Raw genomic sequence first — 25,501 nt, forward strand, 5'->3', positions numbered from 1 at the left:
GCAGTTTGTTCTTCTTGATTAGAGTGCGCCTTGTACGGCCTTGGCCAATTCATCCGGCTGGAATTTGGCAATGAAATTGTTCGCACCGACTTTCTGCACCATGGCCTGATTGAACACCCCACTGAGGGATGTGTGCAGAATAACATGTAAGTCCTTGAGATTGGGATTGTTGCGGATCTCGGCGGTAAAAGTATAACCGTCCATTTCCGGCATCTCGATGTCCGAGATCACCAGAGCAATCTGATCCTTGATAGGGCCATTTTTGGCCATCTCCAGCAACATGTTGAGCGCCTCGCGCCCATCCTTGGCCAGCACGCACTGTACACCGATAGCCTCGAGGGCCCGCTGAACCTGTTTGCGAGCAACAGAAGAGTCATCTGCCACCAGCACGGGACGACCATGGGTATTGTGCTCGATACTGGCATCCACCAGCTCGGCACTCACCTCGGTCGACACTGGAGAGATCTCGTTGAGGATACGTTCAACGTCCAGGATCTCCACCAGCTCGCCATCTACCTCGGTGACCGCCGTCATGTAGTTGATGCGACCAGCCCCTTTTGGGGGGGGCAGAATGGATTCCCAGTTCATGTTGATGATGCGCTCGACCGAGTGCACCAAAAAGCCCTGCACGGAACGGTTGTACTCGGAAATGATGATAAAGCACTTGCTCAGATCCTCGATGGGACGCTTGCCCACCGCCATGCTGAGATCGATCACCGAAATGGTCTGGCCACGGATATGGGCAACCCCGCGAATGCAGGAGTTCAACTTGGGCATGACGGTCAATGAGGGACATTGCAACACTTCACGCACTTTGAATACGTTGATGCCAAATCTTTGACGTCCATTGAGACGAAACAACAACAACTCCAACCTGTTTTGTCCCACCAGCTGGGTACGTTGGTTGACCGAGTCCAGAATACTGGCCATAAACACTCCCTAAAAACGCTTGGCACTAATCATGCATGCGTGTTGGCTTACGTCAGACTATCAATGTCACTACAAACGAATTCTGAAGCAAGCATAGTTAAATGTGGTGATACGCGTGAACAACTTATCGGCCTGCGAGCGAAAATGATTAGTAGACTTTTCCTCATCTTACTGCTGTTTTGCGGCATATCTCACACCACGGCTTCCGAGGTGACCAGCTATCTGCAAGAAATGGCGCAAGAGTTTGTGCTAGGCCAGCTCGATATTCCGCTCGACGCCCAGGCGCAGGTGCTAGCAGCCTCCATCGATGACCGTCTGCCTCTGAGCCGCTGCGAAGAGCATCTGACCATCAGTTTTCCCGCCAGGATGGAGGTGCGTCGCAACACCACTGTCTACCTCAAATGCGAGGAGGATAAACCTTGGGATCTCTATCTGCCGGTTCGGGTCAGCATACAAAAGCCCTATGTGACCGTCTCAGCGCCGGTGGCCAAGGGCGACATCCTCAGCGAAAGCATGCTGACACTGGCCTATCAGGATCAGACGCTGATCCGTGGTGACTACCTCAGCGATCCGACCCCCCTGATAGGCGTGCGTAGCAAGCGGGAGCTCAAACCGGGTCAGCCCATACGGCTCACCCAGGTCTGCGTGGTGTGCAAAGGCGATCAAGTCACACTCAGTGCAGAAAATAGCAGCATGCAAATCAAAACCATGGCCCGAGCCTTGCAAGATGGTAGCTTCGGAGACATGATCAAACTCGTCAATATTCGTTCAGGAAAAACGGTGCAGGGAAAAGTCAGCGCAGTCGGTACCGTGGTGGTCACTTTCTGAATGTTTTAGGCCACTTTTTTCTAAAGTTCTGACGACCGTCACCGATAAACAGGTAAGCGAACAGCAAAGCAGACGAAGGTAAATAACATGGCTATCAACAATATCAATAACCTAGCGAACAATCGGTTGCAAAACACCGGTAGCAGCCTGGGTGCCAATACCAAACCAGCGACCTCATCCCCCGACAACCGTGCGGCGACCGTCAGGACCGACTCCGTCTCCTTGACCAATGAGGCGCAGCAATTGCAAAAGATGCAGAAAAACCTCAACTCAGCCTCTACTACCGGCAATGAAAGCCGGGTCGAGAGCTTGAAGAAAGCCGTGGCCAATGGTGAATATCAGGTCAACAGTGAAGCTGTGGCCAAGAAGATGTTCAGCTTTGAATCCAATCTGGACAAGCTGCTGGGATGATGGATTTACCTTCGCTGCTGCATACCCAAGACGAATACCTCTCCCAGATGCAAGGTTTGCTGGGGGAGGAATTTAACCTGCTCAAACAGCACCAGGCACTGGCACTGCCTGAGCTGGCAGAGCGCAAGCAGAAACTGCTTGCCGATATTGAAGTGCTGGATCAGACCCTGGCCCAACTGCCCGATCTGCAACAACAGCTGAACGCCTTTCCCGAGAAGATGCATCTCCTGCGTGAAAAACTCGATGCCTGCCAGGAACAAAATGATCTCAATGGCCGCCTGCTCGAACTCAGCATCGTCTCCAACCGACGCCTGGCAAGCTTCCTGAGCAAGTTGCGTGATCGCAACTCACTGATCTATGACGCCAAGGGCAATACCCGCTCAGGTACTCGCTCATTCGGCATAAAGGCCTGACTTCTCTCTTCTCACTTTCAGTTTCCCCTTACAGCCGTCCCTGATCTGCCCCCTCGCCACACACCTTACAAATTCAGACGCAGCAAGGCCTCGCTATCCGCACAGGCATGGATGCCCAATACACCGTCTTCATAGCGGCCATAAGTTGCCGCCAGCTCTGCACGTGGAAAACAGATGGATCCCGGATTCATCAGCACCAGCTCCCCTTCTCGCTGCAACACGGGCATATGGGTATGACCGCTGATAAACAGGCTGCCTGCCGGCAGCGGCACCGCCTCCGGGCGATAGAGATGACCATGGCTGACAAACCAGCGCCGGCCATCCACCAGCAACTGGTTGTAGGGGGCCATCATGGGGAAATCCAGCAGCATCTGATCCACTTCCGAGTCGCAATTACCACGCACCGCCATGATGTGCGGCGCCAGCTGATTAAGCCGCTCGGCCACAGCAGCAGGGGCATAACCCGGCGGTACCGGATTGCGCGGACCGTGGTTGAGCACGTCGCCGAGCAACAGATAGTGATCAGGCTGCCAGGTGGAAAGCTGGTCAAGTACCTGCTCCAGGGCACTCAGGCTGCCGTGCAGGTCCGACATAATGGCAATCTTCATCGCTCGTTCCTCACGGCTGACTGAAATAGAGATCCTTGGTGGCGATCGCCCCCTTGAGATTCTGAACGGGCAAGCCACGCAGGGTGGGATCCACCAACCGCATCTGGTTGTAGTGATAGATGGGAATGGCGGGCATCTCATCCATCAGCAACTGTTCGGCCTGTTGGTAGAGCCCTACCCTGACGTTACCATCCAGGGTATCCGAGGCCTGCTGCAACAGGCCGTCAAAGGCCGGATTGCAGTAGCCACTCTCGTTCTGGGGATCTTGGCAACGGAAGCTGTTGAGCATGGATGAAGGCTCCACGTAATCCCCGAACAGGAAGGAGCGAGCCAGCATGAAGTCCCCGCTGTCTTTGGCCACCTGATAGGCGTTCCACTCCATGTTATTGAGCACGACTTCCACACCAAGCGGCTTCCACATAGCGGCCACCGCCAACGCCAGCTTCTTGTGATTTTCCGAGGTGTTGTAAGTCAGCGTCAGCTTGAGGAGATGAGCGCTGTTGTAACCCGCCTGCGCAAGCAGCGCGGTCGCCTTGGCAAGCCGGGTTGGCTGATCCTGCAAGGCCAGCGGTGAGCTCAGCGCCTCATAGCCCGGCATGGTGGGCAGCAGTGACCAGGCGGCTTGTTCACCCTGACCGCTGACCTTCTCGGTCAGCAAATGTCGGTCTATGGTCATCGCCAGCGCCTGGCGCACCCGCACATCCTGCAACTCGGGGCGACGCAGGTTGAAGGTATAAAGATAGGTACCGAGCAGCGGCAGGCCCCAGATCCGCTCGGGGGTCGCTTCCTTGGTCTTCTGGTAATACTCCTGTGCCACCTTGTTGGTGAGCTGGATCTCGCCCGCCTCGTAGCGCAGCCGCTCGGCGTGTTGGGAGGCAAGCGGCAGATAGGTGACCCGCTGGATCCGGGTATGGGCATCATCCCAATACTGAACGTTGCGCTCCGCCTCGATACGCTCGTTGGGCACCCAGTTCACCAGCTTGTAGGCGCCGTTGCTGACCAGCTTGCCCGGCAGGGTCCACTGCTTGCCAAACTGGTTGATAGCCTTCTCGTTAACCGGTACGAAAGGACGCTGACTGACCAGCTGCAAGAAGTAGGGCACCGGCCGCTCCAGAGTCACTTTCAGGATCTGCTCGCTCTCGGCCTCCACCCCCAGGGTATTGAGATCCAGCGCCCCTGCGTAGATGGATTGGGCATTGTTGATACCGGTCGCCAGCAACAGCCCGGCGGAAGGTGAGCCCTGCGCCGGATCCAGCAGTCGCCGCCAGGCATAGACAAAATCCTGCGCGCCGAGCGGCTCACCGTTGGACCACGTGAGCTGCGGACGCAGGAAGAAGCGCCAGACCAGCCCATCGTCACTGCTCTCCCAGCGCTGGGCCTGAGCCGGCACTATCTTGCCCTGACCATCTTCGCTCACCAGCCCCTCGAACAAGTCCACCAGCACGACCTCACCCGGAAAACCGGATCGGATCTGGGCCGGGTCGAGGGATTCCGGCTCGGCGCCATTGCCCTTGACCAGGGTCTGGCGGTCCGACAATACGGGCTCTTGGGACACAGTGGTGGCCTGCAATGAAGGGGCCATCAACAGGCCCAGCAGCAAGGGAGAGAGCCAGCGACGGGTGGGCCGGGAAGCGGGGCACAAAACCATGACATACACCTCGTTCAATTCACTTTATTTCAAGAAGGGGGAAGGCCGGCAGCGCGCCTGAATACGAATGCATGATGCTGCGCTTGTTATCCCCAAAGACGCCCCGTATTGTATCGGGCTTGCTCAAGAGATGGAGTCTTGCGGGCGATTTTTTTCCGTAGTTTTTATGAGGTGCGAGTGGCTGTCGCCGGTAACGGCCTGATGCGTCTTTCATCTGGCTACATTTTCAGGAGTTGTTATGGGGTATGAGTGGCTGGCACTGGCAGCGGCCAGTTTGTGGGCAGTGGCGGCCCTGATCTCCGTCAAACCGGCCCGTCACCTGGGGGCTTTTGCCTACAGCCGCTGGCGCATGTTTCTGGTCAGCCTGATGCTGGGCTCCGTCAGCCTCGCCACCGGCGGCTGGCAATCTCTCACCGAGAGCGCCCTGCCCCTACTGGTATTGTCGGGCCTTATCGGCATCTTCGTCGGCGATACCGCCCTGTTTGCCTGCATGAACCGGTTGGGCCCCAGGCGCAGCGGCTTGCTGTTCTCCTGCCATGCTCTCTTCTCCGCCCTGCTCGGCCTCTGGTTGTTTGGCGAGCAGCTCGGTGGCTGGCGACTGGTGGGGGCCTTGTTGGTGTTTGCGGGCGTCATGCTCGCCATTTTGTTCGGCCGGCGTGGCGGCAATGAACACAACGAGTGGGAACAGGTGCGTGGGCATCTCGCCATCGGCATAGGTCTGGGTCTGACGGCCGCCTTCTGCCAGAGTCTGGGCGCCATCATCGCCAAGCCCGTGATGATGAGTGGTAGCGTGGATGCAGTGAGCGCTTCCGGCATCCGCATGGGCAGCGCCCTGTTGGCCCACTGCACCTTGCGGGCGCTGCGGGTGCCGCTGTCACTGCCGCACAACCCCATTAACCGTCAGGTACTGGGGATGATTGGTATCAACGGCTTCCTGGCGATGGCCATGGGGATGACGCTCATCCTGGTCGCCTTGCGTCAGGGAGACGTCGGCATGGTGGCGATCCTCTCCTCCACTACGCCTGTCATTCTGCTGCCCCTGCTGTGGTGGCACTCGGGCCAGCGCCCCTCCCTCACGGCCTGGGCGGGCGCCCTGCTGGCCACACTGGGTACGACCATGGTGCTGGGGGCGGGCTAACGCGGCTCAACGTCAGCGCCGGGGTTAACACCCCAAGCCGCACCCACTTCGCTATTCGCCCCCTCGACCAGAGGTGAGCTGCAGCGTCGATTAGCCCCGTCGCGGCATCACCGGACTTTCGTTGCAGAGTCGGGTGACTAGAACTGGGCGATTTCCTCGGCCGTCAGCTCGCGGTATTCGCCCGGTGCCAGCGCGTCGTCCAACGTCAGTGCGCCGATCCGCTCCCGATGCAACCCCACTACCTTGTTGCCGATGGAGGCAAACATCCGCTTCACCTGATGATACTTGCCTTCATGGATGGTGAGGCGTGCCTCGCACTCCCCCAGAATGTCCAGCTGGGCGGGACGGGTCTTCTCGGATTCGTTGCGCAGGAAGACACCATCGGCAAACAGGGAGATGGCATCCTGATGCACCGGGTCGGCCAGCCAGACATGGTAGGTCTTGGCACACTCATGGCGCGGCGAGGTGATGCGGTGGGACCATTTGCCATCGTCGGTGACCAGCACCAGACCCGTGGTGTCAAGATCGAGTCGGCCAACCACGTGCAACTTGCCCATGGCGGGCTCGTCCATCAGGAAGAAGACGGTTGGATGATCCGGATCCTCGTTGGAGCAGACGTACCCTTCCGGTTTGTGCAGCATGAAGTAGCGATTGCGCTGATCCAGCGTCAGCATGACGCCGTCGAATTCGACCTGGCTCTGCTCGTTGATGTGGAAAGCGGGTTGTTTGACCACTATGCCGTCCACCGTGACCTCTCCCTGCCGGATCAGCTTGCCCGCCAGGGACCGGGTCAAATCGGAACAATCGCAAAGAAATTTATCGAGCCGCATGCACAACCTCAGAGTCCATCAATAAAGGGGCGTCATTATATAGGCCGAGGGCAACAACTCCAGCACTAAGCGGTAGTGATGCAGACCATGTCGTCATGACGAAGCCCGGCGCGGGTGTTAGACTGCCTGCAGAGGGCCTAATGTTACGCATAATAATAAAGTCAGGAAGCCGAATGAAGTCGCACACTCCTCATCCAGTCATTCCCGTCAACCAGCTGCAAGCCGGCATGTACGTGATCGCCATCATCAGCCAGACAGGTGGCATGGAGATCGCCCAGATGGGGCTGGTGACCACCCGTCAGCAGATCGATGACCTGGTCCGGCGCGGTGTGCTAACGGTGCGCGTGGATCTCGCCCGCAGCAAGCTGGCTGGCATAGAGCAGATCATCTCCCCCGGCCTGGCTACCTTGTCAGGGTCATCCCAACGCACGGCAGGCAGTGCCAACGGCGAGGGCCGCGAACTCAAGATCCGCCGTCTCTATCAGGAGGCCCGCGAACTGCAAGGCAAGTTCATCCGCCAGCTCAAGGCGGGTGAACCCATCGACATCACCCCGCTGGCCGAAGTGGCCGAAGAGATGGTGGACACCATGTTCACCCACGGCGATGCCATGCTCTGTCTGGCCCGCATTCGTGCCAAGGATGCCTACCTGATGGAGCACTCCATGAACGTGGCCATTTTGCTCGCCAACTTCGGCCGCTATCTGGGGTTGGAACGCAGTGTGCTCAAAGAGCTGACCCTTGGGGGCCTGCTGCACGATGTGGGCAAAATCATGACCCCGGATGAAGTGCTCAACAAACCGGGCAAGCTGACCGATGAAGAGTTCACCATCATGCGCCAGCATGTAGTACACAGTTACGACATCCTCAGCCAAACCCCCGGCATCACGGCCACCATGCTGGAAGTCGCCGCCAATCACCACGAGCGGCTCGATGGCACGGGTTATCCCAGCCACCTCAAGGGAGATCAGCTTTCTCTCCATACCCGCATGAGCGGCATCGTCGATGTCTACGACGCTGTGACGGCAGATCGGGTCTACAAACAGGGGATGCAGCCGACCCAGGCATTCCGGATCCTGCTCAAGGGGGCCGACCATCATTTCGATCGGGGGCTGGTAACCAAGTTCATCAAGTGCATGGGGGTTTATCCGGTGGGGACGCTGGTACAGCTCTCCAACCAGCGGTTGGCTATCGTGATGCAGCGCAACGAGCAGCAACCGCTCAAGCCGGTGGTCAAGGTGATCTATCACGCCACCCAACGCCACTATCTCGATGTACAGTGGCTGGATCTGGCGAAATCCGGGGTACAGGAGAGCATAGAAAGCACGGTCGATCCCAAGGAGTTTGGCATCAGCCTCGCCCACTTCGTCTAGTTGGTCCCCTCCTCCCGGGACCGCTCGACACAATGCAGAATAAGAAACTCCTCATCCAGCGGTGACAGGTCAAAGCGGATACAGGCCTCTTCGATGGCCCGGACGTCGTGTTGACGGCGCTCGCTGAGCCAGCGCACAGCGCGACGCAGATCTTCACCATGGGGCAGTAGGGGATGGTCGCTCATGAGGCACCTCCGGTAAGCCATCGATATCAGCCCGTCAAACCGGGCTGTCCTCTATAGCTTAGTCCGCCAGCCGCACCACCTCTATGTTCCCTCAATCAGGCCTCTGACCTCAGGCAAAAGCCCGCTGCCAATCTTGGTCAAACTTCGCCAATGCCGCATCCACCGCAGGCACAGTCAGCAACTGTTCGGCCACATCGAGCGGCAGGGTGATGGATTGGCAACCAGCCAGCAGGCAGTCAAGCGCCTGACGGGGGGTACGGAATGACGCCGCCAGCACCTTGCTGTTCGGTGCGTGCAGCTCAAGCAGCTGTTGCAGCTCCTGCACGGTGGCAATGCCATCGCCGCCCTGAGCGTCCAGCCGGTTGACATAAGGGGCGACATATTCCGCCCCCGCCACTGCGGCCAGCCAGCCTTGCAGCGGGGTATAGACCGCGGTACCCAGGGTCGGCACGCCGCTGGCGGTCAGGCTCTTGATGGCCGCCAATCCCTCTGCACATACCGGGATCTTGATCACCAGATCCGGGTCCAACTCACGCAGGGCGAACGCCTCGTGCACCATCTCGGTTTCAGTTTTGGCCATCACCTGGGCAAACAACCGAGCCTTGGGCCCCAGCACGTCGCGCAGAGCGGGCAGCAGCTCGCTCAGCGGCAACCCCCCGGCGGCGGTAATGGAAGGGTTGGTGGTGACACCGGCCAACGGCAGGATCCGTGACCAGCGACGCACTGCCGCCACATCGGCGATATCGAGATACAGCTCCATCTCTAACTCCTTAACGGGATGTTCAATATGTCGCCATTCTAGCGACAAAACATCTGCGCATTGCTTGATCAAAATCAAATAAACTTTCGAATGAAAGCAAATAGAATGAAAAACAAAAGGAGGCGGTATGATTTTCGACCTGCAACGATATTCAACTCACGATGGCCCCGGCATTCGCACCCTGGTGTTTCTCAAGGGGTGTTCGCTGGCCTGCCTGTGGTGTCAGAACCCGGAAAGCCGCTCTCCCCAGCCGGACATCTTGCTCGACCGGCGTCAATGCATCGAGGGATGCCAGCTCTGCAGCCAGGCCTGTCCGGCAATCTTGCATGACAGCGAAGGCATTCAGCTCACCCGCTCTGCCCTCAGTGCACAGGATAGGGAACGGCTGCGTGGCCTCTGCCCCAGCGAAGCGCTGCAGGTGTGTGGCCGGGATGAAACGCTGGACATCCTGATGGACACCATACTGCGGGATCGCCCCTTCTTCGAGCGCAGCGGCGGTGGTGTCACCCTCTCCGGTGGCGAGCCGTTTATGCAGCCCGACTTTGCCGCTGCCCTGCTGGCCCGCTGCAAGGCCGAAGGGCTGCACACCGCGGTCGAGAGCTGCTTGCATGTGCCCTGGCACCAGATTGAGCCAAGCCTCCCCTCACTGGATCTGGTGCTGGCGGATCTCAAACACGTGGATAAAGAACGTTTCTTCAACTGGACCCGCGGCAAGGTGGAGTTGCCCATCGCGAACCTCAAACGCCTCGCCGAGCACGGCGTGCCGATGCAGATCCGGGTGCCGCTCATTCCCGGCTTCAATGCCGACCGCGCATCGATCACCGCCATCACTGACACCGCCGCCAGTCTCGGCAGTGTGCAGGAGATCCACTTCCTCCCCTACCACACCTTGGGGATGGGCAAATATGCCCTGCTGGATCTGCCCTATCAGGCGCCGGAGACACCGCTCGACGACCCCGATTTACTCAGTTTTGCCCACGCATACGCCCAACGTCAGGGGCTGACCCCTGTGACCAGAGGATAAGATCATGACCCAGCTCGACCTCAATACCCTCAGCCCACGGATCCGCGCCCACAAAGAGAGCCTGATCCACATAGTGCAGCCACCGGTCTGTACCGAGCGTGCCCGCCACTACACGCAGGCCTATCAGGCTCACCTCGCCCGTCCGCTGCCGGTGCGCCGCGCCCTAGCGCTGGCCCATCACCTCAAGGAACGCTCCATCTGGATCAAGCACGACGAGCTAATCGTCGGCAACCAGGCCAGTCAGGTACGGGCGGCGCCGCTGTTTCCCGAATACACGGTGAGCTGGATTGAGAAGGAGATCGACGAGCTGGCAGACAGACCCGGCACCGGTTTTGCGGTCAGCGAAACCGACAAGGAGATCATCCACGCCCTCACCCCCTTCTGGCGTGGCCAGACAGTGCAGGATCGCTGCTTCGGCCTCTTTACCGATGAGCAGAAAGCACTGCTGGAGAGCGGCATCATCAAGGCCGAGGGCAACATGACCTCGGGGGATGCCCACCTCGCGGTCAACTATGAGGAGCTGCTCACGCTGGGGCTCGATGGCTTCAAGGCCAAGGTGGCCGAGCGGCGCAGTCGGCTGGATCTGGCGGACTGGGCCGATCTGCAGCGCGAGCAGTTCCTGCACGCCGTCGCCATCACTCTGGATGCAGTCAGCGATCACATAGCGCGCTACGCCACCCTTGCCTGCGACATGGCTGCGCAGGAACTGCGCCCCGAGCGCCGAAGCGAGCTTGAGACCATAGCGATCAACTGCGCCCACATCGCCCACCAGCCCCCCGAGACCTTTTGGCAGGCGCTGCAGCTTTGCTACTTCATCCAGCTCATCCTGCAGATCGAATCCAACGGCCACTCGGTGTCGTTTGGCCGGATGGATCAATACCTCTACCCCTGGTATCGCCGCGAGGTGGAGCTGTCAGAATCCCTGTCACGCCCTCGCGCCATCGAGCTGCTGCAAGGGTGCTGGCTCAAACTGCTGGAGGTAAACAAGATCCGTTCCGGCACCCACCCCAAGGCCTCCGCCGGCAGCCCCCTCTACCAGAACGTCACCATCGGCGGCCAGAACTGGCGCGATGGCGCGGCCCATGACGCGGTCAACGGCCTCTCCTACGCCATTCTGGAGTCCTGCGGCCAGCTGCGCTCGACCCAGCCCAACCTCTCGGTGCGCTACCACGCCGGGATGAGCGAGGACTTCCTCGACGCCTGCATTCAGGTGATCCGCTGCGGCTTTGGCATGCCCGCCTTCAACAACGACGAGGTGGTGATCCCCGAGTTCATCAAGCTCGGGGTGAGCGTGGAGGATGCACACCACTACGCCGCCATCGAGACCGCCGTGCCCGGCAAGTGGGGCTACCGCTGCACCGGCATGAGCTTTATCAACTTCGCCCGCATCCTGCTGGCCTCCCTCGATGGCGGTCGCGATGCCACCACAGGCCAGGTATTCCTGCCCCAATCCCAGTCGCTGCGAGATGGAACCTTTGGCAACTTTGACGAGGTGATGGCCCGCTGGGATGAGCAGGTGCGCTACTTCACCCGCAAATCCATCGAGATCGACTGCGTGGTCGACAGCGTGCTGGAGGCGCAGGCCCACGACATCCTCTGCAGCACCTTGGTGGATGACTGCATCGAGCGCGGCAAGACCATCAAGGAGGGGGGCGCCGTCTATGACTGGGTCTCCGGTCTGCAGGTGGGGATTGCCAACCTCGGCAACAGTCTGGCGGCCCTGAAGAAACTGGTGTTCGAACAGGGTGTGGTGGGGCAGCAAGAGCTGGCTGCCGCGCTGGAGCAAGACTTTGCCGGGCTGGCGGGGGAGCAGTTGCGCCAGCGCCTCACCAATGCCGCCCCCAAATATGGCAACGATCTGGACGAGGTAGACCTGCTGCTGGTGCAGGCTTACCAGAGCTATATCGATGAGCTAAAAGGATTGCATAACACCCGCTTCGGGCGCGGCCCCATCGGCGGCACCTACTACGCCGGCACCTCCTCCATCTCCGCCAACGTGCCGTTCGGTGCGGCCACCCTGGCCACCCCGGATGGTCGCCACGCCCGCACCCCGCTGGCGGAAGGGGCCAGCCCCTCCTCGGGTTCGGATCGTCTCGGCCCGACGGCGGTGTTCAACTCCATCGGCAAGCTGCCCACGGCGGCTATCCTCGGCGGGGTGCTGCTCAACCAGAAGCTGAGCCCGGCCAGCCTTGAGAACGAGCGGGACAAAGCCAAGCTGATGAGCCTGCTGCGCACCTTCTTCGAGGTGCACAAGGGGTGGCACGTGCAGTACAACATCGTCTCGCGCGAAACCCTGCTGGCGGCCAAGGCCAATCCGGATCAGTACCGGGATCTGGTGGTACGGGTGGCGGGCTATTCGGCCTTCTTCACCGCCTTATCCCCGGATGCGCAAGATGATATCATCGCCCGCACCGAGCACAGTCTCTGACGGGGCGCACCCCATGGCGCCTGTGACGTCATATGATTGGCAAGCCACCCTCGGGTGGCTTGCCGCTATCTACCACCTTGCATACGAGCGCACCATGAATCCACGCCACCAACTGATCCTCACGCTGGTCCATCAGGCTCGCAAGATGAGCGTGAGTGAGCTCGCCCAACACACCGGCGTGTCAGAGGTGACGGTACGCAACGACCTCACCGCGCTGGAGAAACAGGGGCTGCTCAGACGGGTACACGGCTCGGCCATGGCGCTGGAGACCGATGACCCGGATGCCCGGATGAACATCAACTACCTGCTCAAGGAGCGCCTCGCCGAGCGCGCAGCCCAGCTGGTGGACGATGGCGAGACGGTCTTTATCGAAGGGGGCAGCGCCAACGCCATGCTGGCGCGCCACCTCGCCCTGCACAAACGGGTCACCATCATCACCATCAGCAGCTATATCGCCCATCTGCTCAAAGACACCCCGGCTCAGGTGGTACTGCTCGGCGGGCTGTTCCAGCATCAGAGCGAAAGCGTGGTGGGGCCGCTGACGCGCCTGTGTATCGAGCAGGTACACTTCTCCAAGGCCTTTATCGGGGTCGACGGTTTTCACCCCGAGGTGGGCTTTACCGGCCGCGACATGATGCGGGCCGACGTGGTCAACAGCGTGCTGGCCAAGGGGATGACCAATGTGGTGATCACCGACAGCAGCAAATTTGGCGCCATCCACCCGAGCCAGCTCGGCGCGCCGGGCCAGATCAAGGTGCTGGTCACCGACGATGCCCTGCCCGCCCCCATGCGTGCGGCCATCGCGGCCAAGGGGATCACCCTGCACTGCGTTGCGGCCTGATCTGCCCTGACCTTGCCACCAGGATCCGCCATCGACCCCTCTACCAGGAACTTCCAAACGGGTCTTTCACCTTGACACTCACCACATGCCCAAGGGTATGCTCCCCCCCTTGCCGATAACTGCGGACCGCCAGTCGCCGCCCCTCTGATGACAAGGATTTCAACCATGCAAACCAAGGACAAGTGTCTGGCCGCCCTGGTCATCCTCTGCTGAGGGCTCAACTTCGTCGCCATCAAGTGGGGACTGGAAGGCATTCCCCCCCTGGCGCTGGCTGCTGGCCTATGGCGGTGCCATCAGTCTGGGCCAGTTCGCGTTTCTGTTCAGTGCCATGAAGTTCGGTATGCCCGCGGGCATGGCCTCGCTGGTGCTGCAATCCCAGGTGGTGTTCACCCTGCTGTTTGCCATGATCTGGCTGGGGGAGCGCTGGCAGCCTCACCACTGGGTAGCACTGCCTTTGGCGGGGTTCGGCCTCTATCTCATCGCCACAAACGGCGAGGGCAACCTCACCCTGCTCGGCTTCGTCTTGACACTGTGCGCCGCTGCCTGCTGGGGTCTTGGCAACGTCATCAATCGCCAGATTGGTCTGCGTTATCACACCTCCCTGCCCAGCCTCATCGCTTGGGCTGGTCTGGTGCCGATATTGCCATTTTTCGCCCTCTCCTGGCTGTTCGAGGGGCCGGAGCGCATTGCCAGCAGCTTGCTCAATTTCAGCTGGCAAGGATTACTGTGCGTGCTCTATCTCTCTTATGTTGCTACCTGGCTTGGCTACGGCCTGTGGGGACGGCTACTGATACGCTATCCGGTAGCGCAAGTAGCACCGCTCTCCCTGCTGATCCCCTGTGTCGGCCTGGTGGCGGCCGCTATCCTGCTTGATGAACACCCGACCGCCTTGCAGTGGCTGGGCGCTGGCCTGGTACTGCTCGGCTTTGTGGTCCATCTGCTGGGTGGCCGACTGCGCTGGTTCAAACCACAGAGCGCAACTTGATAACCACCTGCTTATTTACGTCATCCCATTGACCTGACAGGATTAAATTTTCATGATGAGCCAGTCCCCCATCGGGACTGGCGTCACCAAAGCATGACCTGCAGGAAGCAGACCATCAGGAGAGAGCAAGGATATGCCATCGACCATCACCGCCGGGGGGCGTTGCCTCCCCCACTTCATACGCGCCACCGCCATCACCCTGACGCTGTGCTGGAGCCCGTTTGGCTGGAGTGCCACGCTGCCCGCTGACTTGAAATGGGAGAGCAACAACACGGATCCGGTCTATGCCGATCCGGCTGCCAAGCGCGGCGGCACGTTTCGCACCTTTATGACCAGCTTTCCCCTGACCCTGCGCAAATTTGGCCCCGACTCCAACGGCGGGTTTGCCGGCTACGTGCGGGAGACCAACCTGCCACTGCTGAGCACCCATCCGGTGACCGGCAACCCCATGCCCATGCTGGCAAGCGAATGGGCCTTCGGTGCCGACAACAAGACCCTCTATTTTCGCATCAATCCCAAGGCACGCTGGTCAGACGGCCAGCCAGTCACCGCCGATGACTGGCTCTTTACCCTCAAGATGATGCGTAGCAAAGAGATCAACGACCCCTGGTACAACAACTACTACAGCACCCAGATAACCGACATCACCAAGTTTGATGATCACACCCTGGCCATCACCAGCGGTACCGAAAAGAGCCGCCAGGACCTGCTGGAGTCGCTGCCCATCAGCCCGGAGCCGAGCCACGCCATCAAGCTCACCGAAAACTGGGTCAAGGAGTACAACTGGAAGGTGCTGCCGGTCACCGGCCCCTATCAGATCGACCAGCTGAAAAAAGGAAAGTCGGTCACCTTCAAGCGAATTGAAAACTGGTGGGGGGATGAAGAGCGCTATTTCCAGCATCGCTTCAATCCGGAGCGGATCGAGATCAAGGTGCTCAGGGATCAGAACATCGCCTGGCAACACTTCCTGCGCGGCGATCTCGACACCTTCCCGCTGAACATGCCCAACTGGTGGCACGACAAGACCAAAACAGCGGCGTTCGAGAAGGGTTATATCGAGCGGGCCTGGTTCTACAACCAGACCCCGCAATCGCCGATGGGGCTCTATCTCAACACCGCCGATCCACTGCTGAGCAATCTCGATGTGCGGCTCGGCATCCAGCATGCCCTCAACCTCGACAAGATGCTCACCACCCTGCTGCGGGGGGATTACCAGCGCCTCAACAGCTATGGATCGGGTCAGGGGGAGTTTACCAACAGCGAGCTCAAGGCCCGTCCATTCGACCCCAAACTGGCACGGGAATACTTTGCCAAGGCCGGTTTCAACAAGGTGGGGCCGCAGGGGATTTTGCAAAATGACAAGGGGCAATCACTGACCCTCTCCATCACCTACACCACCGCAGAACATGCCCAGCGGCTCACCTTGCTGCGAGAAGAGGCGAAGAAGGCAGGGCTCAATCTGGAGCTCAACCTGATGGATGCCTCAGCCGGTTTCAAATCAATGCTGGAGAAAAAACATCAGAGCGCCTGGATGGCCTGGAGTGGCGGCCGCTACCCCGCTTATTGGGAATTTTTCCACAAGTTCAATGCCAACAAACCCCAGACCAACAACATCATGAACATCGATGACGACGCCATCACGGCGCTGGTGGAGCAGTACGACAAGGAGTTCGACTTCGCAAAAAAAGCGGCCCTTTCACGGCAGATCCAGCAGCGGCTCTATGAGCTCGCCAGCTTCGTGCCAGCCTATCAGGTGCCCTACACCCGGGAAGGAGCCTGGCGCTGGATCAAACTGCCCAAGGTGCCGGCGCCCCCCAAGAGCGAGCAGCTCTACTGGCCACTCGACGGCGGAAATAGCGGCTACAGCTATGGTGGCCTGTTCTGGATTGACGAGCAGGCGAAAGCGGAAACCAGGGCAGCCATCAAGAGCGGCAAGACCTTCCCCGCCGTCACCCTGACCGACACCCGCTACCAGCAGCACTGAGGCTGCTCACCCAGTCATGGGTCTCGCCCCCAAAAAGACGCAGCCCATAGAGCCGAAAACAAAAGACCCCGCACGTTGGCGGGGTCTTTTTATTGCAACCAGGGTTGCAAGGGAAGCTCAGGAGCGATTAAGCGCGCTTGGCCTGCTTCTCGGCAATGGCGTCGGCCACGTCGGCCGGCTCCAGCACTATACCTTCCTGATCCGGAGTCGGGAACACGGCAACACACAGCTCGTCTTGCTCCATACCGTCGACCCAGCGCTCCAGCCACACCTTGAGGGTGATGGACTGCGGCTTGCACTCGGCCCACTCACCCTCGGCCCACGCCTGGGCGTACTCGGGGTGCGGCCATACCGGAATGCAATCTTCATCGTCGGTGGTCAGCATCATGACACCGTGCTCGTCGGTCAGGACGAACAGCTCTTCGTGCTCGACCAGCTTGCTGATGAAGTGCTCGTAGCGGTAGTCAGCGTTCAGTTGCAGCGCAGCATTGCGCTCGGTTTCGCTCAATTCATAGCTCATTGGCCAAGTCTCTCTTTCAATAAAGGGCGCCATGTTCACATCTTGCTGACGGCTTGTCCAGTATGAGAGGTCGGTCACCTATTTTTCGGCAATGTCAGCCCAGTTCAGGCGTTACCAGGGTGATCTCCACCGTCTCGCAGCAACGCTGGCGCAACCAGTAGGCAGACTCCACCTCGACGAAGCAGAGTTGATCCCGCCCTGCCTGCACGCCCTGCATGATCTGCTCGAACCGCAATTGCTGTTGCTGCTCCCAGGCGCTGGCCAGTCTGCTGCCATGGGCCTCGTCCACCACCTCGCGGCGCAGCTCGAACAGATTATCGGTGATCGGGCTGTTTATCTTGGCCGGGCTATGCCAGTACATCAGCAGGTTGTCCATCATCTCGGTGTCATAGTTGGCAAGGGCATCCAGCTCGGGGGTCGCCCCGACATCGCTGGCAGCAAAGTCACACCAGCCCGCAGTCAGCGGCGCCAGGGTTTGCGCAGCCGCCCCCTTGCCATGTCGACGCAAGGAGGCCACATCCGATCCCTTGATTGCAGGCAGCCAGACATCGCCCTGATGCTGGTCAAGCAGCGGCAGCAACAGAGAGGTGGGATAGACAGGGAAACGGGGGCCGAGAGAGTGAAGCAGTGATACTAGCGTGATCTTAACCATGAGGGACGCCTTGAACTGGAAGGCCGATCAACTGTGTTCGGCCAGAAAGACAAAGGAGGCCCTTATCCTATCATGTTTGACTGCTGGCGAGCGGACTCACATTTTCACGGCTCAAATCGGAGGGCAATGCCCAAAAAAACAGCGTTCAGGCAGGGGGACGCCAGAGAAAGCCCAATAGTTTGAACCAGCGCCCACTAAAGTGGATCCGGGAATGCTAGTTTGCATACATCTTTAGCGTAAGGAGTGCATTCATGATTGGGATCGACCAGATTTCTAACGACTTTATAAACGACTTGAAAATACTGGCATGCTTTGATCCGGCCAACATGAGCCTGGGGATCAAGTTGCGCAGTGACATGTCTGACGAGCTGTGCCAGGCAGCTGTACGCCTGCATCAGCAAGGTCTCATCAGCGCAGAAGATGGCGGCTACCTGACTCCTTTTGGCATGACCATGGTTGAGCATCTGCAGCATCTGATCGTCGCACTCAAACCGCTTTGATCGCCTGCGGGGCCCAGAGTGAAAAGTTGAGCAACTCCCAGCGTGAGCCCTGCCGCAACAGACAGGCAAACAACAAAGGACCTTCGGGTCCTTTTATTTTGCCATCGACCATCCATTCACCTTCCCGTTTCGGCAAAGGCTGAGCCTTGATCTCATCGGGTATGCTCATGCTTCCCAGGCGAACTTGTACAAATTGCTGACACACGGCTTTCGCTTCGGTGGCAAACGCATTCTGTGCCTCAGTGTCGACGGACATGAGCAGGCTGGCGGCCAGTAGGAGTGATGGGATCATGGTGAGAGACGGCGGTGAAAGTGAGGTCGATACAAGCCTAAAAAACCCCTATAAACAAAAAGCCGTGGAACCAGAGGCACCACGGCTTTCTTAAATTCTGTAAGAATTACAGAGCAGTTACGTTCTCAGCCTGCGGGCCTTTCTGACCTTGGGTCACAGAGAACTGTACGCGCTGACCTTCAGCCAGGGTACGGAAACCGTTACCGCTGATAGCGCTGAAGTGAACGAAAACGTCCGGGCCGTTTTCTTGCTGGATGAAGCCAAAACCTTTGGTTTCGTTGAAAAACTTAACGGTACCGGTGATCATGTTAGACATATCTATAACCTGTATTCAAATAATTACTTATGCTTTTCAGCGGATAAAGCTCAAAAACGGGATTAACTTATGAACAACAGGAAAAGATGTAAAACATCATATTCATTGACATAACTTTCGCCCTTTCAAGCTGATTTAGATTATACGTGGCTTTGGGGATTACGCAAACAAATTTGTGCCCTGCCGACGGCAGGGCACAAGGGTTTATAGCGCGGGAGCTTCCAGTGCCTGAACCAGGATCTTGAGGAAGCGTGCAGCCTCACCGCCAGTGCAAGCTCTGTGGTCAAACGTCATCGACAATGGCAGTGCCCTGACCGGACGAGCCTCACCGTGGATGAACACCACCTTCTCGAACAACTTGCCGGCGCCAATGATGGCGACCTGAGGTGGCGTCACTATGGGGCTGGCATAGCGACCGGCGATAGCACCGAAGTTGGTGAGGGTGATGGTCGCTCCCTGCAGCATCTCCCGCGGCACGGCACGCGCTTTCACATCGGCGATCATGCGATCCAGCCCCTGCCGGATGTCCGCCCCCTCCCGCTCTGCCACGTTCTCCATCACTGGCACATAGAGCCCATGCCGGGAGTCCACCGCGATTGCGACGTTGACCTCGCTGAACAGCCGCCTTGAGAGGGTATCGCCGTCAAACCAGGCGTTCATGGAGGGCTCAGCACGACAGGCAACGCCAATGGCCTTGATGAGGCGTACCGTCACATCCTCATCCGGCCGCCAGTGACGCAGATCTACCTCGTCGGTAATGCTGACCGGCACCACTGTCTGATGGGAGAGTTCCATCGCCTTGGCCATGGCCCGGCGCGAGCCCTTGAGAAATTCGTTGCCGCTGCTCTGCAGCGCTTCGAAGGCGCTCTGCACGTCCTGCTCTGTCACCATACCGGCGCTGCCACTGCCCTTGATCCGGTCGATATCCAGTCCCAACTTTTGCGCCAGCAGGCGCACGGCAGGCATGGCTTGTACCAGGCTGCCACCCGGGGCGATGGCACCCACCACGAAGTGGTCCTCAATATGCTGTTGATGAGCACTGACCTTGCCAACCACAGTGCCGTCATCCTCGCCACCTTCGAACTCCACCAGCGGCGCACCGATGTGGAGTATGTCGCCCTCCTGCCCGCACAACCTGGCGATCACCCCCGCCACCGGCGAGGGCACATCCACCAGTGCCTTGGCGGTTTCTACCGACAACAGCACCTGATCGACACTCACTGTATCGCCGGCACTCACCTTCCATTCGACTATCTCGGCCTCGGCCAAGCCTTCGCCCAGATCCGGTAATTTGAAAAATTTCATAGCCACTTCTCCATCAGCTGATGAGCCGCGTCCGCGATATCCTGCTCGGTGATGAGGTAATACTCTTCGTTGCGGTAGTAGGGCACGGCGGCATCCACCCCGGTAAGGCGCCTTGGCGGTGCCTTGAGAGAGGTCAACGCCTCCTCGGTGACCCGCGCCACTATCTCTGCGCCCACGCCGAAGCTGCCGCACGCCTCATGCACCACCAGCAGACGCCCCGTCTTGCGCACCGAGGCCAGAATGCTCTCCATGTCGAGGGGTTTGATGGTGGCGAGATCCAGCACTTCACACTGGATATCCTGTTCCGCCAGCAGGCTCGCTGCTCGCATCACCTCCTGGATGCAGGCTCCCCACGCAACCATGGTGATATCCCGTCCCGGCCGCAGGGTGAAGCAGACGTCCAGCGGCAGGCCGACACCGTCATCCACCACATCCGACTTCATGGAGCGATAGATACGATCAGGCTCGAAGAACATCACGGGATCCGGGTCGCGAATGGCCGACAGCAGCAAGCCATAGGCCCGCCTCGGACTGGAGGGGATCACGACCCGCAGCCCCGGAATATGGGCAAACAGGGCTTCGACGCTCTCGCTGTGATGCTCCGGCGAGTGGATACCGGCGCCATAAGGAGAGCGGTAAACGATGGGACAGGAGAGGCGGCCACGGGTGCGGTTACGCATCCGCGCCGCCTGGCAGATGATCTGCTCCATGCCGGGAAAGATGAAGCCCTGAAACTGGAACTCGGCCACCGGCTTGAGCCCCTGGGTCGCCATGCCGACGGCCACCCCGGCGATCAGCCCCTCGGCGAGCGGCGTATCGATCACCCGCTTGAAACCAAACTTGTCGCGCAGGCCGACGGTGGCGCGAAACACCCCGCCGTTGACCCCCACGTCCTCACCGAGCACCACCACATCGGGGTCATGCTCCATCTCGTGATGCAGCGCCAGATTGATCGCCTCGAGCAGTGTCATTTCACTCATGCTGCCTCCCCATTCCCATTGCGTGCCATGTCGCCACACCACGCCGGCTTGATGGCATCCTGCAGTCCCATCTCATCGATCATGAGTGTTCCCCCCCAGCGTGGCGCTGCATGCCCTTGGCAATGATGCGCTGGCGCTGCCCGCGATAATCCTTGGGTAACTCGGCAAATTGATAGTCGAGCAGGGTTTCCGGCGCCTGCGGGGCCGTACCTTCATAGGCAGCCACGGCGCGATCAACCTCCCGGCTCGCCTCGGCCAGCAGCGCCTGCTCCTGATGCTCATCCCACCAGCCCTGCTCGGCCATGAACTGGCGCAGCCGCTTGACCGGCTCCTTGGCCCAGGCGGCCTCGACTTCGGCGGCATCGCGATAGCGGGTCGCATCGTCGGCCGTGGTGTGATCCCCCAGCCGATAGCTGATTGCCTCTATGAGGGTCGGGCCCTTGCCGGCGCGCGCACGCTCCACGGCAATGCGGGTGGCATCATAGACGGCCACCACATCATTGCCGTCAACCTGAATGCTGCGCACCCCTGCCCCCATCCCTTTCTGGGCCAGGGTGGGGGCGCTCGACTGCAACTTGCGCGGCACAGAAATGGCCCACTGGTTGTTGTTGATGATCATCACCATGGGCAGATGCCAAACTCCAGCGCAGTTGAGTCCCTCCAGGAAGTCACCCTTGGAGGTGCCGCCGTCACCTATGGTGACCACGGCAACGCGAGGCTGGTTGCGCAACTTGAAGGCCGCCGCTATGCCGGCAGCATGGGTGATCTGGGTAGCGATGGGCACGCAGATGGGTAGGTCCTCCGACAGCTCGCCATCGGCCTTGTAAAAGACACAACCCCGTTCGTCCCCGCCCCAATATTGCAGGTTTTTCTCCATGGGCACGCCCCGCACGTAGAGGGTGGGCATGTCCCGGTAGTAAGGCACGTAGACATCCTGCTCCTGCATGGCAAGACCGACGCCTATCCCGACCGCTTCGGCTCCCAAATGGGAGGGAAACGTGCCGAGTTTGCCGGTTCGCTGCAGCGCTATCGCTTTCTTGTCATAGCTGCGCACCATCACCATGTTGCGGTAGAAGGTGTGCAGTATCGCCTTGTCCAGCCAGGTCGGCAGTGTCGCGACCGGGCGCCCTTCCTCATCGAGGTAACGAAGGAAAGGGATGTCGACATGGGTCATAACTGGCTCCTTGCCGTTGTTAACGTCACCACCATGAGGTGACCCTGAGAATGTAAATAACATGTTAATCAAAGGGCAACATAATTTAACCAGGTAAGACCAGTAGAAACTTCTTTAATTTCAGAAAGACACTGAACTTTTCGGCTGAGCAGAGACGAGAAAGGGAGCCGCTTTGGGCTCCCTTTTCGGGCTGGTGCGGGATCAATCCCACGGAATGGATGCCACCGGCCCCACGGTACGCAGGTGGCGGGCGCAGGAAAGGATCAGTTCACTCCCACAAGCGGGTCGGTACCACCAGCAGCACGGTGCGCTGACCTATGGCCACATTGGCGTTGGGGAAGACCACTGCCTCCCGCGTCTTTTCTACCGTGTAGCGCAGCGCCCCATCCTCAGCCAGCACAAATCCCTGGGGAAACTCGGTGAAATTGTCCACATCGCTGGCAAACAGGAAACGAAACTGGGCCGATTGCTTGTTAATCACCCGGTCGATGGCAAAAAGGGTGAAGTCATCCGCGCGCCAGGGCTCGAGCACCACCTCATCCTTAGTCACCAGCTCCTGCAGGGCCTGACGGGTCTCGATGAAGCGGGTCATGTCGTTCTCACCAAACGGGCGCACCTTGCCCAGCTCCACCGTGAAGGCATGGGCACCATGCTGGTGCGAGCTGTAATAGCTGAAGGTGGTGGTGGGGCCGCTGGAGAGCAGTATGGTGCGCACCCCGCAAGCACCGAGGAACTGCACCTGCTCCCTGCTGTGCGGCCGCTCATGAGGGAAAGGGTAGACAGCAAACTTCTCGTGGCGTGAACCCCGAATGGCGGTGTGCAGATCGTAGTGATAACGGGGCCGGGCCGGATCGGCAAAGAAGCGGCTCACATACTGCTCGAGGCGCATGGCGCGAATGCGCTCCTGATTGCACAGCCCCTCCCCCTTGCTGTGGGCACCGGAAAAGAGCCGGTTCATGTTCTCCTCCACCTCCCGCAATCCCAGGTTCATGGCGGCCGGGTTACCAAACAGGAACAGCACACGATGACGGGCGCTGAGCTCACCGCTTAGCAGCCGGGTCAGCAACTGGTTGCAGATCTCGATGGGGGCGGTTTCGTTGCCGTGAATGCCGCAAGAGAGCACTATGTCCTTGCGCCCCCCCGGCTGCCCATCACCCCCTTTCGCAGGCTCCAGGCAGAGCACGCCTGTATCCCACACGCTCACCCGGGTGCCACCAGGCAGGTCAAATGTGAAGGGCTCAAGCTGCCACTCATGGCGACGAGTCAGGGCCAAAAAGTCATGCTGGGGAATCATCCATCTCACCCTTTTGTCAATAACGCTATGAGCGGATTATACGCAAGGCGTGAGGGCTTAAAATCAGTTTTTAAACAAATTCAAACAGTAAGGATACAAATATGGCGACAGATAACGACAAGTCGGCAAGGCATGGGGTAAACGAGGGAACGGCGAGAAGAGGAGAGCAAGCGACAGGGACGAGAAAATATCAGGCAGTCATTCACGCACCGGCGTCAGGCCGGTAGACAGAGGAAGATCAGGATAAGCAGAAAAACGAGGCATCCATGCCCGGCTGATCAACCACGCCAAAACGGCTTGGTGGTCTCTTGATAGCGATCAGATTCGTTCAGGCCGATGTCCTTGAGCAGGTACTCGGGCAACTCGGAGAGCTGGCGACGGCTGCGGCTGCGTTCCAGCCAGGTCAGCACTGTCATTTTGACGCGAGCAACCAGATTCGATTGGCTGGAATGCTGGTAACCTACCTCGGTATAAGCCATGTTGGCCATGATGTGGCTCCTCTTGATGATGTCTGCGCGGGGTGCGAATTTGTTGCGCAAAGCTTAGTCAGGAGGAACGGGCGACTCAATTGACGAATTTTGATACAACACATTAGTAAAGCTAATAGTGAATATCGTCAGCCTAAAAAACATAAGATATTGATTTTAAAATATTAAATAACCATTTCATTCCACCTGAAAGCGCAACAGCATATTCTCCTGCATGGCATGTCTCTAACTATGCAGTTTCTTGTCTTGCCTATGCAGTCACGGGCTCCTGAGGCGAGGAAGGCAACCTGGGGTTTACATTCAGTTGTTAATTAATGGATCTTTTATTGATCCTTATTTAACAAATAGATACAAAAAAACACCCTAAAGCGGCTATCGCTTTTCGCCCTCGCCAAGCACACCGCTAAGGAGACGCTTGGCGCACTTCCGGCATGCTGGTATGGTTATTTATACAGTAGTTCAGCCAACCCCCTGCCAACTCTCTTTAGAAGATGTAACAGGGGCGACCACAGGACATGCCGATGGACACATTTACGCCGACTGCCGCCCTGCGTCAACAGATGGACGCGCTCGAAGAGGCGCTGGCCCACCTGACCCGACAAGTGGAGCAGCTCCCCTTGCTGGAGGCCCACGTCTATCCCCTTCCTGCCGTACCCCAGGGGCAGGAGCACGAACCCATCGAGCAGATAGACGTGGGCTATCTGGGCGGTGAGGAAGCGCTGGCGGCCACCCTGGTGGCCTATCAGGATCACAGCGCTCGCCCCGGCTGCTCCACCAAGGCTACCCACCGCCTGCCGGGCTGGCTGCGCTTCTCTGCCGCCAGTGCCAGCCAGCTGCGCCCACTGATAGACGAGATCAACACCCGTAAACTCGCTTTCAAGACATTGGTGCAACAGGCCGGCGGGCGCGATGAGAAGTTCGAGCTGGTACACAGGGCCCTGCCCGGGGTGATCACCCTGCAGGTCTACCGCAAGCTGACCCTGCTGGAGGGAGAGCTGCATTCTCTCGGCTTTACCTGGGCCGACAAGCAGAGCATCAATCGCCTCAGCCGGGTGCAGGTGCTGGAGATGCTGGAGCGCAGCCGCCGCTACATACCGGCGCTCTCCAACAACGAGGAGTGGAGCAAGATGGTGGATCAGGAGGTCTATGACCTTCGCCGCCTGCCTGCCGATGCCGAGCTCAGGATCCGGCGACCGGTCAAGACCCACCCCATGATCAACCTGCTCTGGCAGGACCGGGAACCCCGCAAGCAGCAGCTCAAGGCGAGCCTGCCCCTGCTGCTCTGCTCGGACACACAGCCCGGCGTCACCCACCTTGGCCACTACCCGCCCAAGCTGCGGCAAGCGCGGCGGGATCGCAAGATTGGCGGTGAGCCCATCATAGAGCGGCTGCATCTCTACCTCTATCAGGGGTAGCCGTGGGTCAGCAGACTCTCCTTGCCAACAATCTCCAAATGGCGCCGTCAGATACCGTAAGCGCCGTTAAATCGACCTACTTGCCTTTACCGTATTGCGCCACTTTTTTTGCAATCGGCTCCAGCGGGACGTTCCATGGCAGCAGGGCTTCGAGCTTTTCCAGGGTATCGGCCTCGCCAATC

General features: G+C 59.2%; 26 protein-coding genes and 1 pseudogene. 12 read left to right on the plus strand and 15 right to left on the minus strand.

The genetic code is table 11. The features are described 5' to 3' along the window. Positions 1-18: 18 nt before the first annotated feature. Positions 19-930 (minus strand): chemotaxis protein CheV, encoded by a 912-nt coding sequence (locus GWQ22_RS07875; RefSeq protein WP_042036432.1) that lies wholly within the window; start codon positions 928-930, stop codon positions 19-21. Between the two features lie 222 nt (positions 931-1,152). Here GWQ22_RS07875 and flgA point away from each other — a divergent pair, with 222 nt between their 5' ends. From flgA to GWQ22_RS07890, 3 genes are all read left to right on the plus strand, one after another. Next, a complete protein-coding gene (gene flgA / locus GWQ22_RS07880) occupies positions 1,153-1,758 on the plus strand; it encodes a flagellar basal body P-ring formation chaperone FlgA (RefSeq protein WP_275929972.1) in 606 nt (201 codons plus the stop codon). 87 nt (positions 1,759-1,845) lie between these two features. Further along, a complete protein-coding gene (gene flgM / locus GWQ22_RS07885; protein ID WP_275929957.1) occupies positions 1,846-2,169 on the plus strand; it encodes a flagellar biosynthesis anti-sigma factor FlgM in 324 nt (107 codons plus the stop codon). Continuing rightward, positions 2,166-2,582, plus strand: a complete 417-nt coding sequence (locus tag GWQ22_RS07890) for a flagellar protein FlgN (RefSeq protein ID WP_275929958.1) — start codon at positions 2,166-2,168, stop codon at positions 2,580-2,582. The genes flgM and GWQ22_RS07890 overlap by 4 nt, the downstream gene beginning before the upstream one ends. A 65-nt stretch (positions 2,583-2,647) precedes the next feature. Here the strand turns inward: GWQ22_RS07890 and yfcE are convergent, their stop codons facing one another. After that, a complete protein-coding gene (gene yfcE / locus GWQ22_RS07895) occupies positions 2,648-3,190 on the minus strand; it encodes a phosphodiesterase (protein ID WP_108537815.1) in 543 nt (180 codons plus the stop codon). Between the two features lie 10 nt (positions 3,191-3,200). Further along, positions 3,201-4,838 (minus strand): peptide ABC transporter substrate-binding protein, encoded by a 1,638-nt coding sequence (locus GWQ22_RS07900; RefSeq protein ID WP_275929959.1) that lies wholly within the window; start codon positions 4,836-4,838, stop codon positions 3,201-3,203. Between the two features lie 238 nt (positions 4,839-5,076). On the opposite strand from GWQ22_RS07900, the gene GWQ22_RS07905 reads away from it, so the two are divergent. Beyond that, complete coding sequence (locus GWQ22_RS07905; RefSeq protein WP_275929960.1) at positions 5,077-5,976, plus strand: DMT family transporter; 900 nt, start codon at positions 5,077-5,079, stop codon at positions 5,974-5,976. 137 nt (positions 5,977-6,113) lie between these two features. Here GWQ22_RS07905 and rsuA read toward each other — a convergent pair whose 3' ends face one another. Beyond that, on the minus strand, positions 6,114-6,806 hold the full coding sequence (gene rsuA, locus GWQ22_RS07910; RefSeq protein WP_275929961.1) for a 16S rRNA pseudouridine(516) synthase RsuA: 693 nt from the start codon (positions 6,804-6,806) through the stop codon (positions 6,114-6,116). A 173-nt stretch (positions 6,807-6,979) separates the two neighbouring features. Here rsuA and GWQ22_RS07915 point away from each other — a divergent pair, with 173 nt between their 5' ends. Next, on the plus strand, positions 6,980-8,176 hold the full coding sequence (locus GWQ22_RS07915) for an HD-GYP domain-containing protein (protein WP_275929962.1): 1,197 nt from the start codon (positions 6,980-6,982) through the stop codon (positions 8,174-8,176). Here the strand turns inward: GWQ22_RS07915 and GWQ22_RS07920 are convergent. Both GWQ22_RS07920 and fsa read right to left on the minus strand, forming a co-directional pair. Then, positions 8,173-8,361 carry a hypothetical protein gene (locus GWQ22_RS07920; RefSeq protein WP_275929963.1) on the minus strand — a complete coding sequence of 63 codons (189 nt, stop codon included), beginning with the start codon at positions 8,359-8,361 and terminating at the stop codon, positions 8,173-8,175. The two genes, GWQ22_RS07915 and GWQ22_RS07920, sit on opposite strands and share 4 nt — an antisense overlap. A gap of 109 nt (positions 8,362-8,470) precedes the next feature. Next, the gene (fsa, locus tag GWQ22_RS07925) at positions 8,471-9,121 is read right to left on the minus strand and encodes a fructose-6-phosphate aldolase (protein ID WP_275929964.1); all 651 of its coding nucleotides are present in this window, start codon (positions 9,119-9,121) and stop codon (positions 8,471-8,473) included. 127 nt (positions 9,122-9,248) lie between these two features. Here fsa and GWQ22_RS07930 point away from each other — a divergent pair, with 127 nt between their 5' ends. From GWQ22_RS07930 to GWQ22_RS07950, 5 genes and pseudogenes are all read left to right on the plus strand, one after another. Next, positions 9,249-10,145, plus strand: a complete 897-nt coding sequence (locus GWQ22_RS07930) for a glycyl-radical enzyme activating protein (protein WP_275929965.1) — start codon at positions 9,249-9,251, stop codon at positions 10,143-10,145. A 4-nt stretch (positions 10,146-10,149) separates the two neighbouring features. Continuing rightward, on the plus strand, positions 10,150-12,573 hold the full coding sequence (locus tag GWQ22_RS07935) for a formate C-acetyltransferase/glycerol dehydratase family glycyl radical enzyme (protein WP_275929966.1): 2,424 nt from the start codon (positions 10,150-10,152) through the stop codon (positions 12,571-12,573). A 94-nt stretch (positions 12,574-12,667) separates the two neighbouring features. Next, positions 12,668-13,414, plus strand: coding sequence for a DNA-binding transcriptional regulator YciT (locus GWQ22_RS07940; RefSeq protein WP_042036415.1), 747 nt, complete (start codon positions 12,668-12,670; stop codon positions 13,412-13,414). A gap of 165 nt (positions 13,415-13,579) precedes the next feature. After that, a pseudogene (locus GWQ22_RS07945) lies at positions 13,580-14,399 on the plus strand (EamA family transporter). Positions 14,400-14,532: 133 nt separating this feature from the next. Continuing rightward, positions 14,533-16,383, plus strand: a complete 1,851-nt coding sequence (locus GWQ22_RS07950) for an extracellular solute-binding protein (protein ID WP_275929967.1) — start codon at positions 14,533-14,535, stop codon at positions 16,381-16,383. A 127-nt stretch (positions 16,384-16,510) separates the two neighbouring features. On the opposite strand, the gene GWQ22_RS07955 is transcribed toward GWQ22_RS07950, so the two are convergent. After that, the gene (locus tag GWQ22_RS07955) at positions 16,511-16,903 is read right to left on the minus strand and encodes a DUF2750 domain-containing protein (protein ID WP_042036410.1); all 393 of its coding nucleotides are present in this window, start codon (positions 16,901-16,903) and stop codon (positions 16,511-16,513) included. Between the two features lie 94 nt (positions 16,904-16,997). Next, the gene (locus GWQ22_RS07960; RefSeq protein ID WP_275929968.1) at positions 16,998-17,555 is read right to left on the minus strand and encodes a hypothetical protein; all 558 of its coding nucleotides are present in this window, start codon (positions 17,553-17,555) and stop codon (positions 16,998-17,000) included. 251 nt (positions 17,556-17,806) lie between these two features. Between GWQ22_RS07960 and GWQ22_RS07965 the strand changes: the two genes are divergently transcribed. Further along, positions 17,807-18,055 carry a TIGR02647 family protein gene (locus GWQ22_RS07965; protein ID WP_042036408.1) on the plus strand — a complete coding sequence of 83 codons (249 nt, stop codon included), beginning with the start codon at positions 17,807-17,809 and terminating at the stop codon, positions 18,053-18,055. On the opposite strand, the gene GWQ22_RS07970 is transcribed toward GWQ22_RS07965, so the two are convergent. The 7 genes from GWQ22_RS07970 to GWQ22_RS08000 form a co-directional block, all read right to left on the minus strand. Beyond that, positions 18,042-18,347 carry a hypothetical protein gene (locus GWQ22_RS07970; RefSeq protein ID WP_042036407.1) on the minus strand — a complete coding sequence of 102 codons (306 nt, stop codon included), beginning with the start codon at positions 18,345-18,347 and terminating at the stop codon, positions 18,042-18,044. The genes GWQ22_RS07965 and GWQ22_RS07970 overlap by 14 nt on opposite strands. A 106-nt stretch (positions 18,348-18,453) precedes the next feature. Continuing rightward, the gene (locus GWQ22_RS07975) at positions 18,454-18,663 is read right to left on the minus strand and encodes a cold-shock protein (RefSeq protein WP_005331438.1); all 210 of its coding nucleotides are present in this window, start codon (positions 18,661-18,663) and stop codon (positions 18,454-18,456) included. A 204-nt stretch (positions 18,664-18,867) separates the two neighbouring features. Then, on the minus strand, positions 18,868-19,968 hold the full coding sequence (locus GWQ22_RS07980; RefSeq protein WP_275929969.1) for a dihydrolipoamide acetyltransferase family protein: 1,101 nt from the start codon (positions 19,966-19,968) through the stop codon (positions 18,868-18,870). Then, complete coding sequence (locus GWQ22_RS07985) at positions 19,965-20,948, minus strand: alpha-ketoacid dehydrogenase subunit beta (protein WP_042036401.1); 984 nt, start codon at positions 20,946-20,948, stop codon at positions 19,965-19,967. Before GWQ22_RS07985 ends, GWQ22_RS07980 begins: the two co-directional genes overlap by 4 nt. A 79-nt stretch (positions 20,949-21,027) precedes the next feature. After that, positions 21,028-22,122 carry a pyruvate dehydrogenase (acetyl-transferring) E1 component subunit alpha gene (gene pdhA / locus GWQ22_RS07990; RefSeq protein WP_212514226.1) on the minus strand — a complete coding sequence of 365 codons (1,095 nt, stop codon included), beginning with the start codon at positions 22,120-22,122 and terminating at the stop codon, positions 21,028-21,030. A 268-nt stretch (positions 22,123-22,390) separates the two neighbouring features. Beyond that, positions 22,391-23,416 (minus strand): succinylglutamate desuccinylase, encoded by a 1,026-nt coding sequence (gene astE, locus GWQ22_RS07995; RefSeq protein ID WP_275929970.1) that lies wholly within the window; start codon positions 23,414-23,416, stop codon positions 22,391-22,393. A gap of 278 nt (positions 23,417-23,694) precedes the next feature. Beyond that, the gene (locus GWQ22_RS08000) at positions 23,695-23,904 is read right to left on the minus strand and encodes a DUF1127 domain-containing protein (protein ID WP_042036623.1); all 210 of its coding nucleotides are present in this window, start codon (positions 23,902-23,904) and stop codon (positions 23,695-23,697) included. A 521-nt stretch (positions 23,905-24,425) separates the two neighbouring features. Here GWQ22_RS08000 and GWQ22_RS08005 point away from each other — a divergent pair. Beyond that, entirely contained in the window at positions 24,426-25,319 is an 894-nt protein-coding gene (locus GWQ22_RS08005) for a DNA replication terminus site-binding protein (RefSeq protein ID WP_275929971.1), read from the plus strand. Positions 25,320-25,501 lie beyond the last annotated feature (182 nt).

It is taken from the genome of Aeromonas sp. 1HA1 (assembly GCF_029237385.1).
Taxonomy (GTDB): domain Bacteria; phylum Pseudomonadota; class Gammaproteobacteria; order Enterobacterales; family Aeromonadaceae; genus Aeromonas; species Aeromonas popoffii.

Excerpts from the sequence above, each read along its gene's own strand:
- astE (WP_275929970.1), bottom strand. The coding sequence starts at position 23,416 with ATGATTCCCCAGCATGACTTTTTGGCCCTGACTCGTCGCCATGAGTGG.
- GWQ22_RS07930 (WP_275929965.1), top strand. The coding sequence starts at position 9,249 with ATGATTTTCGACCTGCAACGATATTCAACTCACGATGGCCCCGGCATT.
- GWQ22_RS07905 (WP_275929960.1), top strand. The coding sequence starts at position 5,077 with ATGGGGTATGAGTGGCTGGCACTGGCAGCGGCCAGTTTGTGGGCAGTG.
- GWQ22_RS07970 (WP_042036407.1), bottom strand. The coding sequence starts at position 18,347 with ATGATCCCATCACTCCTACTGGCCGCCAGCCTGCTCATGTCCGTCGAC.
- GWQ22_RS07960 (WP_275929968.1), bottom strand. The coding sequence starts at position 17,555 with ATGGTTAAGATCACGCTAGTATCACTGCTTCACTCTCTCGGCCCCCGT.
- GWQ22_RS07875 (WP_042036432.1), bottom strand. The coding sequence starts at position 930 with ATGGCCAGTATTCTGGACTCGGTCAACCAACGTACCCAGCTGGTGGGA.
- GWQ22_RS07940 (WP_042036415.1), top strand. The coding sequence starts at position 12,668 with ATGAATCCACGCCACCAACTGATCCTCACGCTGGTCCATCAGGCTCGC.
- GWQ22_RS07920 (WP_275929963.1), bottom strand. The coding sequence starts at position 8,361 with ATGAGCGACCATCCCCTACTGCCCCATGGTGAAGATCTGCGTCGCGCT.
- GWQ22_RS07915 (WP_275929962.1), top strand. The coding sequence starts at position 6,980 with ATGAAGTCGCACACTCCTCATCCAGTCATTCCCGTCAACCAGCTGCAA.
- GWQ22_RS07975 (WP_005331438.1), bottom strand. The coding sequence starts at position 18,663 with ATGTCTAACATGATCACCGGTACCGTTAAGTTTTTCAACGAAACCAAA.
- GWQ22_RS07950 (WP_275929967.1), top strand. The coding sequence starts at position 14,533 with ATGCCATCGACCATCACCGCCGGGGGGCGTTGCCTCCCCCACTTCATA.
- GWQ22_RS08000 (WP_042036623.1), bottom strand. The coding sequence starts at position 23,904 with ATGGCCAACATGGCTTATACCGAGGTAGGTTACCAGCATTCCAGCCAA.
- GWQ22_RS07985 (WP_042036401.1), bottom strand. The coding sequence starts at position 20,948 with ATGAGTGAAATGACACTGCTCGAGGCGATCAATCTGGCGCTGCATCAC.
- GWQ22_RS07890 (WP_275929958.1), top strand. The coding sequence starts at position 2,166 with ATGATGGATTTACCTTCGCTGCTGCATACCCAAGACGAATACCTCTCC.
- yfcE (WP_108537815.1), bottom strand. The coding sequence starts at position 3,190 with ATGAAGATTGCCATTATGTCGGACCTGCACGGCAGCCTGAGTGCCCTG.
- flgM (WP_275929957.1), top strand. The coding sequence starts at position 1,846 with ATGGCTATCAACAATATCAATAACCTAGCGAACAATCGGTTGCAAAAC.
- rsuA (WP_275929961.1), bottom strand. The coding sequence starts at position 6,806 with ATGCGGCTCGATAAATTTCTTTGCGATTGTTCCGATTTGACCCGGTCC.
- GWQ22_RS07935 (WP_275929966.1), top strand. The coding sequence starts at position 10,150 with ATGACCCAGCTCGACCTCAATACCCTCAGCCCACGGATCCGCGCCCAC.
- pdhA (WP_212514226.1), bottom strand. The coding sequence starts at position 22,122 with ATGACCCATGTCGACATCCCTTTCCTTCGTTACCTCGATGAGGAAGGG.
- fsa (WP_275929964.1), bottom strand. The coding sequence starts at position 9,121 with ATGGAGCTGTATCTCGATATCGCCGATGTGGCGGCAGTGCGTCGCTGG.
- GWQ22_RS07980 (WP_275929969.1), bottom strand. The coding sequence starts at position 19,968 with ATGAAATTTTTCAAATTACCGGATCTGGGCGAAGGCTTGGCCGAGGCC.
- GWQ22_RS07955 (WP_042036410.1), bottom strand. The coding sequence starts at position 16,903 with ATGAGCTATGAATTGAGCGAAACCGAGCGCAATGCTGCGCTGCAACTG.
- GWQ22_RS08005 (WP_275929971.1), top strand. The coding sequence starts at position 24,426 with ATGGACACATTTACGCCGACTGCCGCCCTGCGTCAACAGATGGACGCG.
- GWQ22_RS07900 (WP_275929959.1), bottom strand. The coding sequence starts at position 4,838 with ATGGTTTTGTGCCCCGCTTCCCGGCCCACCCGTCGCTGGCTCTCTCCC.
- GWQ22_RS07965 (WP_042036408.1), top strand. The coding sequence starts at position 17,807 with ATGATTGGGATCGACCAGATTTCTAACGACTTTATAAACGACTTGAAA.